Source organism: uncultured Ruegeria sp., from assembly GCF_947500045.1.
GTDB lineage: Bacteria > Pseudomonadota > Alphaproteobacteria > Rhodobacterales > Rhodobacteraceae > Ruegeria.
Window position 1 is genome coordinate 68155 of the sequence record NZ_CANMQQ010000004.1, and the last position, 13267, is coordinate 81421.

A 13267-nucleotide genomic window follows, 5' to 3' on the forward strand; every position below is an offset into this window, starting at 1 on the left:
GGAAGGAGTCCTGTGGCAAAGGACCGATCACAGCGCGACGAATACACGACACCCCTGCGCCGTTTGCTTTTGGGGATCGTTGTTTTATGCCTGCTTGCAATCTTTCTGGTTTGGCGTATCGACAGCCCGCGCGTCGAACGATTCCGCGCTCAGGTGGTGGACAAGGTTGTACCGTCGATGGAATGGGCGATGGTTCCAGTTACAGCGGTGGTTAACCTGTCGCGTGACTTCCAGAGCTACCAGCGCCTCAGCGAACAAAACCAGGAATTGCGTAGCGAATTGCGCCTGATGCGCGCCTGGAAAGAGGCCGCACTGCAGCTAGAGCAGGAAAACGCGCGCCTGCTGGATCTCAACAACGTGCGGCTTGACCCACGGCTGACCTATGTCACAGGCGTTGTGATGGCGGACAGCGGTTCGCCCTTCCGGCAGTCGGTTTTGCTGAATGTTGGCGAGCGGGACGGCATCGTGGATGGCTGGGCGACAATGGATGGGATCGGCGTCGTGGGTCGCATTTCGGGCGTCGGCCCTGATACGGCCCGCGTGATCCTGATGACCGATGCGTCCAGCGCCATACCCGCCACCATCCAACCATCGGGTCAGACTGCGCTGATCACCGGTGACAACACTTCGGCACCTGCGGTGGAATTCCTGGAGAACCGGGAACTCGTTCGCCCCGGTGACCGCGTTGTGACATCGGGCGATGGCGGCGTGTTTCCGGGCGGGTTGCTGATTGGCCAGATCACGGTCGATCCCGGCGGCAGGTTGCGCGTGCGGCTGTCCGCCGATTTTGAGCGGCTCGAGTTCCTGCGCGTCTTGCGCTATCAATCAGCCCCCCCAATTACAGAGTCCGGAGATATCGTTGGCCCGCGCCAACCCGAGGCATCATTGACCCCGCAAGAGCTCAACGATGGATAGGTCTACCTCATACCTTTGGGCCAAACGCGGCCTGTATGTTGCGCTGTCGGTCCTAGTGATGTTTCTGCATCTGCTTCCGCTGGACACAAAACCTGATCGCCTGCCTTTTCCCGACATATTGGTCGCGCTTACATATGCTTGGGTTTTGCGGCGGCCTGAATATGTACCAATCCTAATGATCGCCATCATCATGTTCACGGCGGATTTGCTGTTGCAACGCCCACCCGGCCTGCTGGCCGCCCTGGTTGTTCTGGGGGCAGCATATCTGCATTCCACGTCAGCTGGCATGAAAGACGCCGGATTTGTCGGTGAATGGACAACGGTCGGAGCCGTCATCACGGCAGTGTTTGTGCTTAATCGTCTCATTCTTGGTATTCTGTCGGTACAACAGGCGACACTGGGGCCGGTGGTGGTGCAAGTGGTTTTGACAATTGCAATCTACCCCGTGATGGTTTTGCTGAGCCAAAGCGCCTTTGGCGTACGCCGCAAATCAGTTGCCGATAGCGGAATGCCACGGGTACGACCATGAAGCAGCGCAATCCAAAGCCTCAAGGCCTTGCTTACAAACGTCTGCCACGCCGCGCTTTGATCCTGGGTGGTTTGCAGGTGGCCTTTGTCGGCGGCCTGGCTGCCCGGATGCGGTTCATGCAGGTCGATCAGGCGGATGAATACCGCCTGCTGGCCGAAGAAAACCGCATCAACATCCGCCTGATCCCGCCGACGCGGGGCCGGATCTATGACCGGACCGGACAGATTATTGGACAAAATTCGCCATCTTATCGCATCGTGATCGTGCGCGAAGACGCAGGCGACATTGACAAGGTCATCGCCAAGCTGTCCGAACTAATCCCTCTGACGCAGGACGAGATTGAGCGCGCCAAAACGGAAATGCGCCGTTCAGCCCCGTTCCTGCCAGTCACACTGGCCGATCAGGTCACGTGGGAGGATATCTCGAAGGTTGCCGTCAACGCCCCTGCCCTTCCCGGTGTCACGCCCGAAGTGGGCTCGACCCGCCAGTATCCGCGGTATGAAGATTTTGCCCATGTGGTGGGCTATGTCGGCCCCGTCAGCGATTACGACCTGAGCCAGATTGATGACCCCGAGCCGGTGCTGCACATTCCCCGCTTCCAGATCGGGAAAGTCGGATTAGAGGCCAAACAGGAAATTAGCCTGCGTGGTAAAGCGGGGGCCAAGCGTGTCGAAGTCAACGCCACGGGCCGCGTCATGCGAGAACTGGACCGTCAAGAAGGCCTTGCCGGGGCCGACCTGCAACTATCTGTTGATGCCGATCTTCAGCAATACGCCCAGGCCCGACTGGCTGGGGAAAGCGCCGCAGCCGTCGTGATCGACTGCGAGACCGGCGATATCCGTGCCATCAGCTCGGCCCCAAGTTTCGATCCCAACCTGTTCGTGCGCGGTATTTCAGTGGCTGACTATCGCGCGCTGACAAATAACAAATATCGCCCACTGGCCAATAAAACGGTGCAAGGCACCTATCCCCCCGGATCGACCTTCAAGATGATCACCGCCATGGCCGCGCTTGAGGCTGGCGTGATCAGCCCCTCCAACACGGTCTATTGCCCGGGCCATCTGAAAGTAGGCAGCCGCCGGTTCCACTGCTGGAAACGTGGCGGGCATGGCACTGTTGACCTTGAAACTTCGCTGAAGCGCAGCTGCGATGTCTACTACTACGACGTGGCTCTCCGTGTCGGAATCGACAGGATATCCGAGATGGCGCGCATATTTGGACTGGGCGTCAAACATGACATTCCCATGTCCGCCGTTGCCGCGGGACTGGCGCCCAATCAGGAATGGAAACAACGTATTCACGGGCAGGAATGGTTGGTGGGTGACACCGCCAACGCCTCGATCGGTCAGGGGTTCATGCTTGCTTCGCCGTTGCAACTGGCGGTTATGACGGCGCGGCTGGCCACAGGTCGGGCGGTAACACCTCGGCTGGTACGTTCGATGAACGGCATCGAACAGCCCTCGGGCGCAGGAGAAGCGCTGCCGATCAACCGCAACAATCTTGAGCAGGTGCGCAAAGCGATGTTCACGGTTTCGAACAATCGGCGTGGTACCGCATATCGCAGCCGGATCATCGCCGATGAATTCCGCATGGCCGGAAAAACCGGCACGAGCCAGGTTCGCAACATCACCAAAGCTGAACGCGCCGCAGGGGTGATCCGCAACGAAGACCTGCCGTGGGAGCGTCGCGACCACGCATTGTTCGTCAGTTTCGCACCGTATGACAATCCGAAATACGCAGTGGCCGTGGTCGTGGAACATGGCGGCGGCGGCTCCAAGGCCGCAGCCCCTGTAGCGCGCGACATCATGTTGCAAGCGCTCTACAACGGCACACCCCCGCTCGAAGCCTATCCGGCAGGCGACCGCGGGCGGATCAAAGAACAGCAGAAACGGCTAGAGGGTGATCGTCGCCCCAAGGCGCGTCCCGACGAAAAGGACCGCGCATGAGCTATCTTGAATATGCCGTCAAATCCACGCCGTCGGGGTTTCGCAAGTTTCTGTATATGAACTGGCCGCTGACGCTGCTGTTGATCAGCGTCGCCAGTGCAGGTTTCCTGATGCTGTATTCCGTGGCGGGCGGATCTTGGATGCCATGGGCCGAACCCCAGTTGGAAAGGTTCGGGCTGGGTCTGACGGTCATGTTCATTATTGCTTTGGTGCCGATCTGGTTTTGGCGAAATATGTCGGTTGTGGCCTATCTCGGCTCAATTGGCTTGCTGATCGTCGTCGAACTCTTTGGCACCATCGGCATGGGTGCCCAGCGCTGGATCGATCTGGGGTTCATGCGTTTGCAGCCCTCGGAGGTGATGAAGGTTGCGCTGGTGATGGTACTGGCCGCCTATTACGACTGGCTGCCCGCACATAAAACATCACGTCCGCTTTGGGTGATTATCCCGGTCATTTTGATCGTTATCCCCACATTCATGGTGCTGCGCCAGCCGGATCTCGGCACCTCGATCCTGCTGTTGGCTGCTGGCGGAGGCCTGATGTTTCTGGCCGGAGTTCACTGGGCCTATTTCGCCGCCGTGATTGCAGCTGGGGTTGGACTGATCGCCACTGTGTTCAACAGCCGTGGGACGGAATGGCAGCTGCTTAAGGATTACCAGTTTCGGCGCATCGACACCTTCCTCGATCCGTCTACCGATCCGTTGGGGGCGGGATACCATATCACGCAGTCCAAGATCGCGCTTGGTTCAGGTGGCTGGAATGGTCGCGGATTTATGCAAGGCACCCAATCTCGGCTGAACTTCCTGCCTGAGAAGCACACCGATTTCATCTTTACCACTCTGGCCGAAGAATTCGGTTTTGTTGGCGGCATCACCCTGTTGATCCTTTATGGTCTGATCCTGATCTTCTGCATGGTCACCGCGCTGTCGACCAAAGACCGGTTCTCGTCACTGGTAACATTGGGCATTGCGCTCAACTTCTTCCTGTTCTTTGCGGTCAATATGTCGATGGTGATGGGGCTTGCCCCGGTTGTCGGAGTACCATTGCCTATGGTCAGCTATGGCGGATCAGCCATGCTGGTCCTGATGGCCGCCTTTGGCATTGTCCAAAGTGCCCATATCCACCGCCCCCGTTGAAAGGTCTCTCATGCCCGTGAATGTTCTGTTTTCCGCGCGCCCAGGCTTGTGGCCGGAATATGAGCCACTGCTGCGTCAGGGTTTGACAGACGCTGAGCTTGATTTTCATCTGGCCAGGGACATCCCCGCAGATCAGGTCGATTATGTCGTCTATGCCCCGAACGGCGGATTGCAGGACTTCACCCCCTATACGCGGCTCAAAGCCGTGCTGAGCCTCTGGGCTGGGGTAGAGAGCATCTCGGGCAATGAGACCCTGATTGTTCCCCTTGCGCGTATGGTGGACGGAGGGCTTACGCAGGGCATGACCGAATGGGTGGTAGGCCATGTGTTGCGCTATCACCTTGGCATGGACCGTCACATTACGCAGCAGGACGGCGATTGGACACCGGATGCACCGCCGCTGGCCTCTCAACGCAAGGTCTGCGTGTTGGGCCTGGGTGCATTGGGTGAGGCATCGGCCCGCGCGTTGGCGGCATTGGACTTCCATGTCATCGGCTGGAGCCGTACCGCAAAGGATATCCCCGGCGTGACCTGCCTGCACGGGTCGGAAGGGTTGCGCGCGGCGCTGTCGCAGACTGAAATCGTCGTGCTGCTGTTGCCCGACACGCCCGCGACCACGAACATCCTGAACGCCGATACGCTCGCCTTGCTGCCTAAAGGCGCGCAGATCATCAATCCGGGGCGTGGGCCTTTGATCGACGACGACGCATTGCTGCGGGCGTTGAATTTGGGTCAGGTTGGACATGCCACACTGGATGTATTCCGGACCGAACCTCTGCCGCCCGAACACTCCTATTGGGCGCATCCCAACGTGACCGTAACACCGCACATCGCCTCTGAAACCCGTCCGGTCACATCGGCGCAAGTGATCTGCGAGAACATCCGACGAGGTGAGGCAGGAGAGCCCTTCCTGAACCTCGTGGATCGCGGGTTAGGTTATTAGGCCGCGATCAGGCCACGTCCTTTGAGCAACGCCTCAACCCCCGGTAAACGCCCGCGGAAGGCCAGATAAAGCTCTTCTGCTTCGCGCGAACCTCCGGTGGACAGGATATTATCCTCCAGCGACTTGGCGCGCTCTGGGTCAAATGCGCCGCCCGCTTCTTCGAAGGCCGCGAAAGCATCCGCATCCATAACCTCGGACCACATGTAGCTGTAATACCCCGAGCTGTATCCGTCGCCAGCGAATACGTGGGCAAAATGCGGGGTGGCATGGCGCATTCCGATGGCGGAGGGCATTCCGATTTCGCCCAGAACCTCGGCCTGCTTTGCCATCGGGTCAGCTGGAGCTTTGCCATCATGAAACGCCAGATCGACGAGCGCAGAGGCGACATATTCCACCGTCTGGAACCCCTGATCAAAATTCGCGGCTTTCAAAACCTTCTCCAGCATGTCCTGCGGCATCGGCTGACCGGTATCCACGTGGGTGGCAAAATCGGCCAGAACCTCGGGCACTTCCAGCCAGTGTTCGTAAAGCTGGCTGGGCAGTTCGACAAAATCACGCGCCACCGAGGTGCCAGAAATGCTCTCATACGTCACATTGGACAACATCTGGTGCAGGGCGTGGCCAAATTCATGGAACAGGGTCCGCGCATCGTCATAGGACAGAAGCGCCGGGGTGCCCTTGGCAAAATTGCAGACGTTGATGACAACTGGTGCCTGTTCTTTCGGGAACTTTGCCTGCCCGCGCATTGCGCTGCACCATGCACCTGACCGTTTTGAGCCCCGCGCGAAGTAGTCTCCGATAAACACTGCGACGTGTTTGCCGTTGCGGGTTACCTCCCACGCGCGGCAGTCGGGGTGATAAAGCGGGACGTCCAGCGGGGTGAATTCCAGCCCGAACAGGCGATTGGCGCAGGCAAAGGATGCCTCGATCATCCGTTCCAGCTGAAGGTATGGTTTTAGTTTGGCCTCATCCAGATCATGCTCGGCCTTGCGCCGTTTTTCAGCATAGTAGCGCCAGTCCCAAGCCTCCAGCGGGCCATTGACACCATCCTCCTGCATCATCTGCGTCAAGAGGTCAGCATCCGCGTCTGCACGGGCTTTGGCGGGCTCCCAGACCTGCATCAGCAGATCGCGCACCCGATCAGGTGTCCGTGCCATTTCAGTTTCCAACTTGTAGTTGGCAAAGTTGCTATAGCCGAGCAGTTTCGCGCGTTCTTCTCGCAGGGCCAAAATCTCGGCGGAAATCTTGCGATTATCGGTCTCACCCCCATTTGCGCCACGCGCCGTCCAGGCGCGATAGGCCTTCTCCCTCAGGTCGCGGCGCGGAGAAAACTGCAAAAAAGGAACGATCAGCGAGCGTGACAGCGTTACAACCGGGCCATCCGCGTCCTTTTCCTGACCAGCAGTTCGGGCGGTATCGACCACGAAATCTGGTAGGCCTTGCAGGTCTTCCTCAGTCAAATCCATGAACCATTCACGTTCATCTGCCAGCAGGTTTTGCGTGAAGGATGTGCCTAGTGAGGCCAACCGCGCCTTGATGGCTTGCATCCTCGCATCGTCATCGCCGGTTAATGCGGCCCCTGCACGAACAAACCCCCGATGCGACAACATCAGAACGCGTGCCTGTTCGTCAGTCAGGCCCAAGTCATCGCGCCGATCCCATAGGTCCGCCACGCGTTGAAACAGCGCTTTGTTCGACGATATACGCGAATAGTGCGCTGCCAACTTTGGTGAAAACGCGCGCTGCAGCTCTTCACGCTTGGGGTTACTGTCGGCACCGGCAACGGTGAAGAAAACAGACAGAACCTTGTCCATCTGTTCACCGGCAGCCTCAAGCGCCTCAATCGTATTGGCGAAGGTTGGCGCATCCGGGTTTGCCGCTATCGTCTCGATCTCGGCGTCATGCGCTTGCATTGCCTGCTCAAGCGCGGGGGCAAAATCACCATCCGATATCTTTGCGAAAGGCGCGATTTCGAACGGTGTGTTCCAGTCGGACAGGATCGGATTGGTCATTGAGGTCTCCTTTGACCCCATAGCTAAGACCGTCCGTTGCAATGATCCAGAGCTACCCGGAAATTTGAAGTTAACTCAGCAGGACGCGCCGCAGATCGGGCAGTCAGCGCGTTTCGACATGGTGATTTTGCGGCTTTCGCCGTAAAGCGCGTCGTAAATCAGCATTTCGCCCCGCAAAGTCTGCCCCGCCCCGGTGATCACTTTAATCGCCTCAACCGCCATCATCGAACCGACCACACCGGGCAGCGGCCCGATCACCCCCGCCTCGGCGCAAGAGGGCGCAAGACCGGGTGCTGGTGCCTCGGGGAAAATGCACTGATAGCAGGGACCGCAGGTGGCGGGGTCAAAGACGCTCAGTTGTCCTTCCCATTGCGACAGCGCGCCTGAGATCAGCGGCTTGCCCAACCCAACGGCTGTTCGGTTGGCCAGATAGCGGGTTTCGAAATTGTCGGTGCCATCAAGGATCAGATCGAAATCGCTGAACAGGTTCTCCACAATCTCGTCGGTCAGGTGGCGGTGATATGGCAGAACCACCACGTTGGGATTTTGTGCCATCATGGCTTGCTCCGCCGAGAAGACCTTGGGCATTCCGATATCGGTGTCACGATGGATCACCTGCCGCTGCAAGTTCGCATTCTCGACCTCGTCATCATCAATCACACCGATCGTACCAACACCGGCGGCGGCCAGATATTGCAGGGCGGGTGCGCCAAGCCCGCCCGCACCGATCACCAGAACGCGCGCCTGTTTCATCCGCTTTTGTCCGGGCCCGCCCAGTTCACGCAAAACGATATGGCGGGCATAGCGTTCAAGTTCGGTTTCGCTGAACTGATCGGTTGGCATGGTGGGCTCCGTCACAGGGCTGGGCGTGGCGCGATTTCGCAATGCTTTGATGCCCCGACCATAAAGCAGAACCAACAGGGCTGAACCAGCAAGGATCAGCCACATCGCCGCAGACCCACCGGTTGCCTGACGCAACGGATTACCTTCTGGCAACACGAGCTGGGCGATGATCACGCCCGTCAGCAATGCGCCAACAGAAACCAGTCGCGCGGTACGCGACACTCCGGCGATGTATCCGACGCCCCAAAGCCCGGCAGCAAGGATCAGAACCAAAAGCATCAGCCGCGCCCGGTCGAGCCGAACCCGCCTGCGCCGCGGGCGGTCTTACTCAGAGCCTCTGCGTCTTCAAACGTTGCCTGCACAACGGGTGCGACGATCAACTGCGCGATACGCTCACCATGTGCAATTTCGAACGGTTCCTGACCCGCATTCAGCACGATCACACCCAATGGGCCGCGGTAGTCGCTGTCAATTGTGCCGGGTGTATTGGGCAGCGTGATCCCGTGTTTCAAAGCAAGCCCTGAACGCGGGCGCACCTGAACCTCGTACCCTTGGGGAATTTCTATCCGGAGGCCCGTGGGTACCAGTGCGCGATGACCGGGCTCTAGCACAATCGATGCACCATCCGGTAGGTTGGCACGTATATCCGCACCGGCGGCGCCTTTTGTTTCATAAGACGGCAATGGAACTGACGGGTCAGCCCCTTCCTCTCGGATCACGCGAATTGCCACCATCACTGCACCTCAGGTTTTATCGGCTGTTATTCGGTCAGCGCGTCGGCGATCTTACTTGCCAACCGCTTTGCCACATCGTCTTTGGCCATACGCGGCCATTCCTCGGCCCCGTCATCCGAGATCAGAATCACGACGTTCTCGGACCCGCCCATGATGCCAGTTGCGGGGCTGACATCGTTCGCAACGATCCAGTCACAACCCTTGCGGGCCCGTTTGGCGGTTGCGTGTTCGATCACGTTGTCTGTCTCGGCCGCGAAGCCCACCACCAAAGTGGGACGGCCACTTTCCATATGCGCAATCCGTTTCAGAATGTCGGGGTTTTCAGCGAACTCCAGCGCGGGCAGACCATCGCGGCTTTTCTTCAGCTTCCTGTCCGAGGCGCCAGATACCCGCCAATCGGCCACGGCGGCTGCAAAAACACCTGCATCTACCGGAAGCGCATCGTCAACCGCATCCGACATCTGCTGCGCCGTTTCAACCCGCACGACATTCACGCCATCCGGCGGCGATACGTCAGCCGGGCCCGTGACAAACGTAACGTCGGCCCCCAGTGCGGCCAGCGCGCGCGCAACAGCTGTTCCCTGCGCGCCCGAAGATCGGTTTGCAATGTAACGCACTGGATCAATCGGTTCATGCGTCGGACCCGAAGTCACCAGAACGCGCTTACCGGCCAATGGTCCAACCGCAAAATGCGTCTCGATGGCGGCCACGATCTCAAGCGGTTCCGACATCCTGCCTGGGCCGTACTCGCCGCAAGCCATGTCACCCTCATTGGGGCCGACAAAACGCACGCCGTCCGCTTCAAGCTGCACGTGGTTGCGCCGGGTTGCGGGATGCTCCCACATGCGGACGTTCATTGCAGGTGCACACAGAACCGGCGTATCGGTTGCCATCAGAAGGGTTGAGGCCAGATCATTCGCCAAGCCGCCTGCCATCTTGGCCATCAGATCAGCGGTCGCGGGCGCAACCACGATCAAATCCGCTGAACGCGACAGTTGGATATGACCCATCTCTGCTTCGTCCGTCAGGTCAAAAAGGTCTTGGTAAACCTTCTCTCCGGCCAGAGCCGACACAGACAAGGGGGTCACAAATTCCTTGGCCGCGCGCGTTAAAACCGGATGGACTGCAGCACCACGCTCACGCAGTCGTCGGATCAGGTCCAGCGACTTATACGCCGCTATTCCACCACCGATAATCAGCAGAATGCGTTTGGATGACAGCATGTTTCGCCCTTCCCGTCCCGGTCGGCCCTGACATTAGGCAACGCGGCCGGGCAGTTCCAGCAGTTAATTCTGTACCCCGAAGGCTTTGCAGGGGTCTTCACGCTCAACCGCTGGGCTGTCAATCACGGCGTCGAAATCTCCGTCAATCACTCCATCCTCGGATTGTCCCAGCACAAAGACTTTCAACCCGGGACGCAAACGTGACAAAAAGGTTGGTATTCCGCGATCCTTGCGCGCGTGGCCGTTACCCGTAATCACCGCAACGGGCCCACCGGTTTCGTCAGCGGCGCGCAGAATGGCACGGGCAAGAACAGCATCCCTCAGACGCTGAATTGCGACCATCTGAGGCAATGCTTCGGCAGGCAATGCGTTGCAATGGGCCGCGAGTTGATCTGCCTCGCGCGCGGCCTGATCTTCGTCCGACAAGGGCACGGTCAGCCCATATCTGGCCGCATCCGCCCCCAGCGCGGTGGCAGCCCCGCGTTCCATCGCCTTACGTGCGGCAACTCGAGGGACCATAGCGCCGTACACCGGTACATTCGCGGCCTGAAAAACAGGGAAATACATGCTGAGAGGCGGCCAACCGGATTCAGCCCATTGCAGGATTCTGGACAACTCCTCGGGATTTGTTGCTGCTTTCTGAGCCAACCGCTGCGCGCCCTCTTCGGTTACCATTTCCCAGACAACTGCGGTGGGTGCAATGGCCTCGATGGCTTGGGCCTGCACAAGGTGATGCTGCGGGTTGTCATGTATCTCACCCAAGATAACAATATCTGCCGCCTGCATGTCAGTCAGAGTATCATCGGGGATCAACTCTGCCGTGCGCCCTCTGTCCGGGGCGGCGACGAGCAATAGAAAAGCGGCAAGAATCGCAAGTGGTTTCATGCGAAGAAGTGTTGCACCTCGCGCGATTGCGCTTCAAGGTTCTTGCGCATCTTTGTAAAAGCTGCGGCCTCAAGCTGGCGAACACGTTCCTTCGACAGACCAAGCTCTCGACCAAGGCTTTCCAGTGTCCGTGCCGGTTCACGCAACTTGCGTTCGCGTACGATAAAGCGCTCACGATCGTTCAGAGCCTGCATCGCCGTGACCAGCCAATCACGCAATTGCTGAGTGTCATGGCTGTTTTCAACGGTTTCAGCAGCCTGTTCGCTGTCATCCTCCAGCGCATCAATCCATTCGCGCCCGTCTTCATCTGCCGACTGCACCGCATTCAGAGAGAAATCGGATCCGGCCAGACGCCCTTCCATCATCTCTACATCGCGCAGAGGGACTCCGATTTCAGTGGCGATCTTCTGATGTAGCTGATGACGATCCAGATCCAAACCTTCGGTCGCGGCCTCGCGTTCAAGGCGCGCCTGAACCCTGCGCATATTGAAGAACAGCGATTTCTGAGACGAGGTTGACCCAGTGCGTACCATAGACCAGTTGCGCATCACGTAATCCTGGATGCTCGCCTTGATCCACCACACTGCGTAGGTCGAAAATCGAACGCCCCGATCCGGGTCAAATTTGTCGGCGGCTTTCATCAAACCAAGACCAGCCTCTTGGATCAGATCATTCATCGGCGCACCATAGCGTTTGAACTTGGCTGCCATGGAGATCGCCATACGCATGTATGCCGTGATCAGGCGGTGCAGCGCTTGCTCATCCCGGTCGTCCCGCCATGCATAGGCCAGTCGCAACTCGGTTTCGGCATCCAGCAACTCGGCCTTCATTGCCTGACGGGACATCGAAAAATCATGTGCGGTATCTAATGCCATGCTAATCTCCCTTTTTTATCACAGGCGATGGGCCGGACTTGCCTTGCTGATCTGGGGTCGATACGCAGGGCGAATCCGGATGGATCACTAGAAAGGTAATAAAAGTGCATGCCGATTTAACCTTTGTTCTGGGCGGCGCGGCATCCGGAAAATCGCGTTTTGCAGAGCAACTTGTTGTTTCCACGGGGAAAAGGCGCGTTTACCTGGCCACATCACAAGTGTTTGATGATGAGATGCGCCTAAAAATCAGGCAACATATCGCGCAACGCGGCAGCGGTTGGACGACGATTGAGGCACCATTTGATCTGTCGCCGGAACTTGCAAAGCTGACATCAGAGCAGGTTTGCCTGATCGATTGCGCAACCATGTGGCTGACCAACCACCTTCTGGCCAAGAACGATCTGGAAGAGGCTCGGGTAGCATTGCTTGCCGCTTTGAAGACCTGTGCAGCGCAGATCGTGATCGTGTCGAACGAAGTCGGCCACGGGATCGTGCCCGACAACGCGCTATCCCGCCAGTTCCGCGAGGCGCAGGGGCGGCTGAACATTGCACTGGCTGCGCAAGCACAGAGGGTGGTGCAGGTCACCGCCGGTTTGCCTTCGGTGTTAAAAGGACATCCCTTGTGACCCGCCTTCATCTGGTGCGACACGGCCCCACCCATGCGAAGACCATGGTGGGTTGGTCTGATCTTCCCGCCGATCTCAGCGACCGGGCTGCGATCGCCCGCCTCAGCGCCCACCTACCTTCAGACGCCATCGTCATTTCATCAGACCTTTCACGCGCCGCTGACACGGCCAGCGCCATTCAAGGCACGCGGCACCGCCTGCCGCACCACACCGATCTACGCGAGATCAATTTCGGCACGTGGGAACTGTGCGCCTTCGCCGAGATCGAAGCAGAAGACCCCGAGCTCTGCTTTGCCTATTGGGACAATCCGGGGGAAGTCAGGCCCCCAGATGGGGAAAGCTGGAATGAAGTCCGCGCGCGCGTCGACACGGTTGTTGATTCCCTGATTGCCGCCCATACCGGGCGCGACCTGATCATAGTCGCGCATTTCGGAGTGATCCTGACACAAGTCCAGCGCGCCCTGGACTCTGACGCACAACAGGCGTTTAGCCATCGCATCGACAATCTTTCAGTCACCGAAATTACGCGCCACAACAACAGCTGGACTGTAGACCGGATCAATCACCGACCGTGATAGGGCAGCGCACAAAACACTGATT

13 protein-coding genes are annotated in these 13267 nt (G+C 58.6%); 7 read left to right on the forward strand and 6 right to left on the reverse strand.

Annotated features, from left to right (window positions below; genetic code table 11):
- The first annotated feature begins 12 nt into the window (after positions 1–12).
- Genes mreC through Q1B46_RS08420 form a run of 5 tightly spaced genes read left to right on the forward strand, consistent with a single transcriptional unit; the run spans position 13 to position 5469 of the window.
- Positions 13–915, forward strand: coding sequence for a rod shape-determining protein MreC (gene mreC / locus Q1B46_RS08400; protein WP_299946882.1), 903 nt, complete (start codon positions 13–15; stop codon positions 913–915).
- Entirely contained in the window at positions 908–1444 is a 537-nt protein-coding gene (locus Q1B46_RS08405) for a rod shape-determining protein MreD (RefSeq protein ID WP_299946884.1), read from the forward strand. The genes mreC and Q1B46_RS08405 overlap by 8 nt, the downstream gene beginning before the upstream one ends.
- Positions 1441–3390 carry a penicillin-binding protein 2 gene (mrdA, locus tag Q1B46_RS08410; protein WP_299946886.1) on the forward strand — a complete coding sequence of 650 codons (1950 nt, stop codon included), beginning with the start codon at positions 1441–1443 and terminating at the stop codon, positions 3388–3390. The genes Q1B46_RS08405 and mrdA overlap by 4 nt, the downstream gene beginning before the upstream one ends.
- Positions 3387–4526: a rod shape-determining protein RodA gene (gene rodA, locus Q1B46_RS08415; protein WP_299946888.1), complete on the forward strand. Its 1140-nt coding sequence runs from the start codon at positions 3387–3389 to the stop codon at positions 4524–4526. Before mrdA ends, rodA begins: the two co-directional genes overlap by 4 nt.
- 10 nt (positions 4527–4536) lie before the next feature.
- On the forward strand, positions 4537–5469 hold the full coding sequence (locus tag Q1B46_RS08420; protein ID WP_299946890.1) for a glyoxylate/hydroxypyruvate reductase A: 933 nt from the start codon (positions 4537–4539) through the stop codon (positions 5467–5469).
- Here Q1B46_RS08420 and Q1B46_RS08425 read toward each other — a convergent pair.
- The 6 genes from Q1B46_RS08425 to Q1B46_RS08450 form a co-directional block, all read right to left on the reverse strand.
- Entirely contained in the window at positions 5466–7481 is a 2016-nt protein-coding gene (locus tag Q1B46_RS08425) for a M3 family metallopeptidase (RefSeq protein ID WP_299946892.1), read from the reverse strand. The two genes, Q1B46_RS08420 and Q1B46_RS08425, sit on opposite strands and share 4 nt — an antisense overlap.
- Before the next feature lie 75 nt (positions 7482–7556).
- Positions 7557–8603, reverse strand: coding sequence for a molybdopterin-synthase adenylyltransferase MoeB (moeB, locus tag Q1B46_RS08430; protein ID WP_299946894.1), 1047 nt, complete (start codon positions 8601–8603; stop codon positions 7557–7559).
- Positions 8603–9061 carry a dUTP diphosphatase gene (gene dut / locus Q1B46_RS08435; RefSeq protein ID WP_299946896.1) on the reverse strand — a complete coding sequence of 153 codons (459 nt, stop codon included), beginning with the start codon at positions 9059–9061 and terminating at the stop codon, positions 8603–8605. The genes moeB and dut overlap by 1 nt, the downstream gene beginning before the upstream one ends.
- 23 nt (positions 9062–9084) lie before the next feature.
- On the reverse strand, positions 9085–10281 hold the full coding sequence (coaBC, locus tag Q1B46_RS08440; RefSeq protein WP_299946898.1) for a bifunctional phosphopantothenoylcysteine decarboxylase/phosphopantothenate--cysteine ligase CoaBC: 1197 nt from the start codon (positions 10279–10281) through the stop codon (positions 9085–9087).
- Between the two features lie 63 nt (positions 10282–10344).
- Positions 10345–11166, reverse strand: a complete 822-nt coding sequence (locus Q1B46_RS08445; RefSeq protein WP_299946900.1) for a ChaN family lipoprotein — start codon at positions 11164–11166, stop codon at positions 10345–10347.
- Positions 11163–12041 carry an RNA polymerase factor sigma-32 gene (locus Q1B46_RS08450; RefSeq protein WP_299946902.1) on the reverse strand — a complete coding sequence of 293 codons (879 nt, stop codon included), beginning with the start codon at positions 12039–12041 and terminating at the stop codon, positions 11163–11165. Before Q1B46_RS08450 ends, Q1B46_RS08445 begins: the two co-directional genes overlap by 4 nt.
- 104 nt (positions 12042–12145) lie before the next feature.
- Between Q1B46_RS08450 and cobU the strand changes: the two genes are divergently transcribed.
- Both cobU and Q1B46_RS08460 read left to right on the forward strand, forming a co-directional pair.
- Positions 12146–12667 (forward strand): bifunctional adenosylcobinamide kinase/adenosylcobinamide-phosphate guanylyltransferase, encoded by a 522-nt coding sequence (gene cobU, locus Q1B46_RS08455; RefSeq protein ID WP_299946904.1) that lies wholly within the window; start codon positions 12146–12148, stop codon positions 12665–12667.
- The gene (locus tag Q1B46_RS08460) at positions 12664–13242 is read left to right on the forward strand and encodes a histidine phosphatase family protein (RefSeq protein WP_299946906.1); all 579 of its coding nucleotides are present in this window, start codon (positions 12664–12666) and stop codon (positions 13240–13242) included. The genes cobU and Q1B46_RS08460 overlap by 4 nt, the downstream gene beginning before the upstream one ends.
- Positions 13243–13267: the final 25 nt, after the last annotated feature.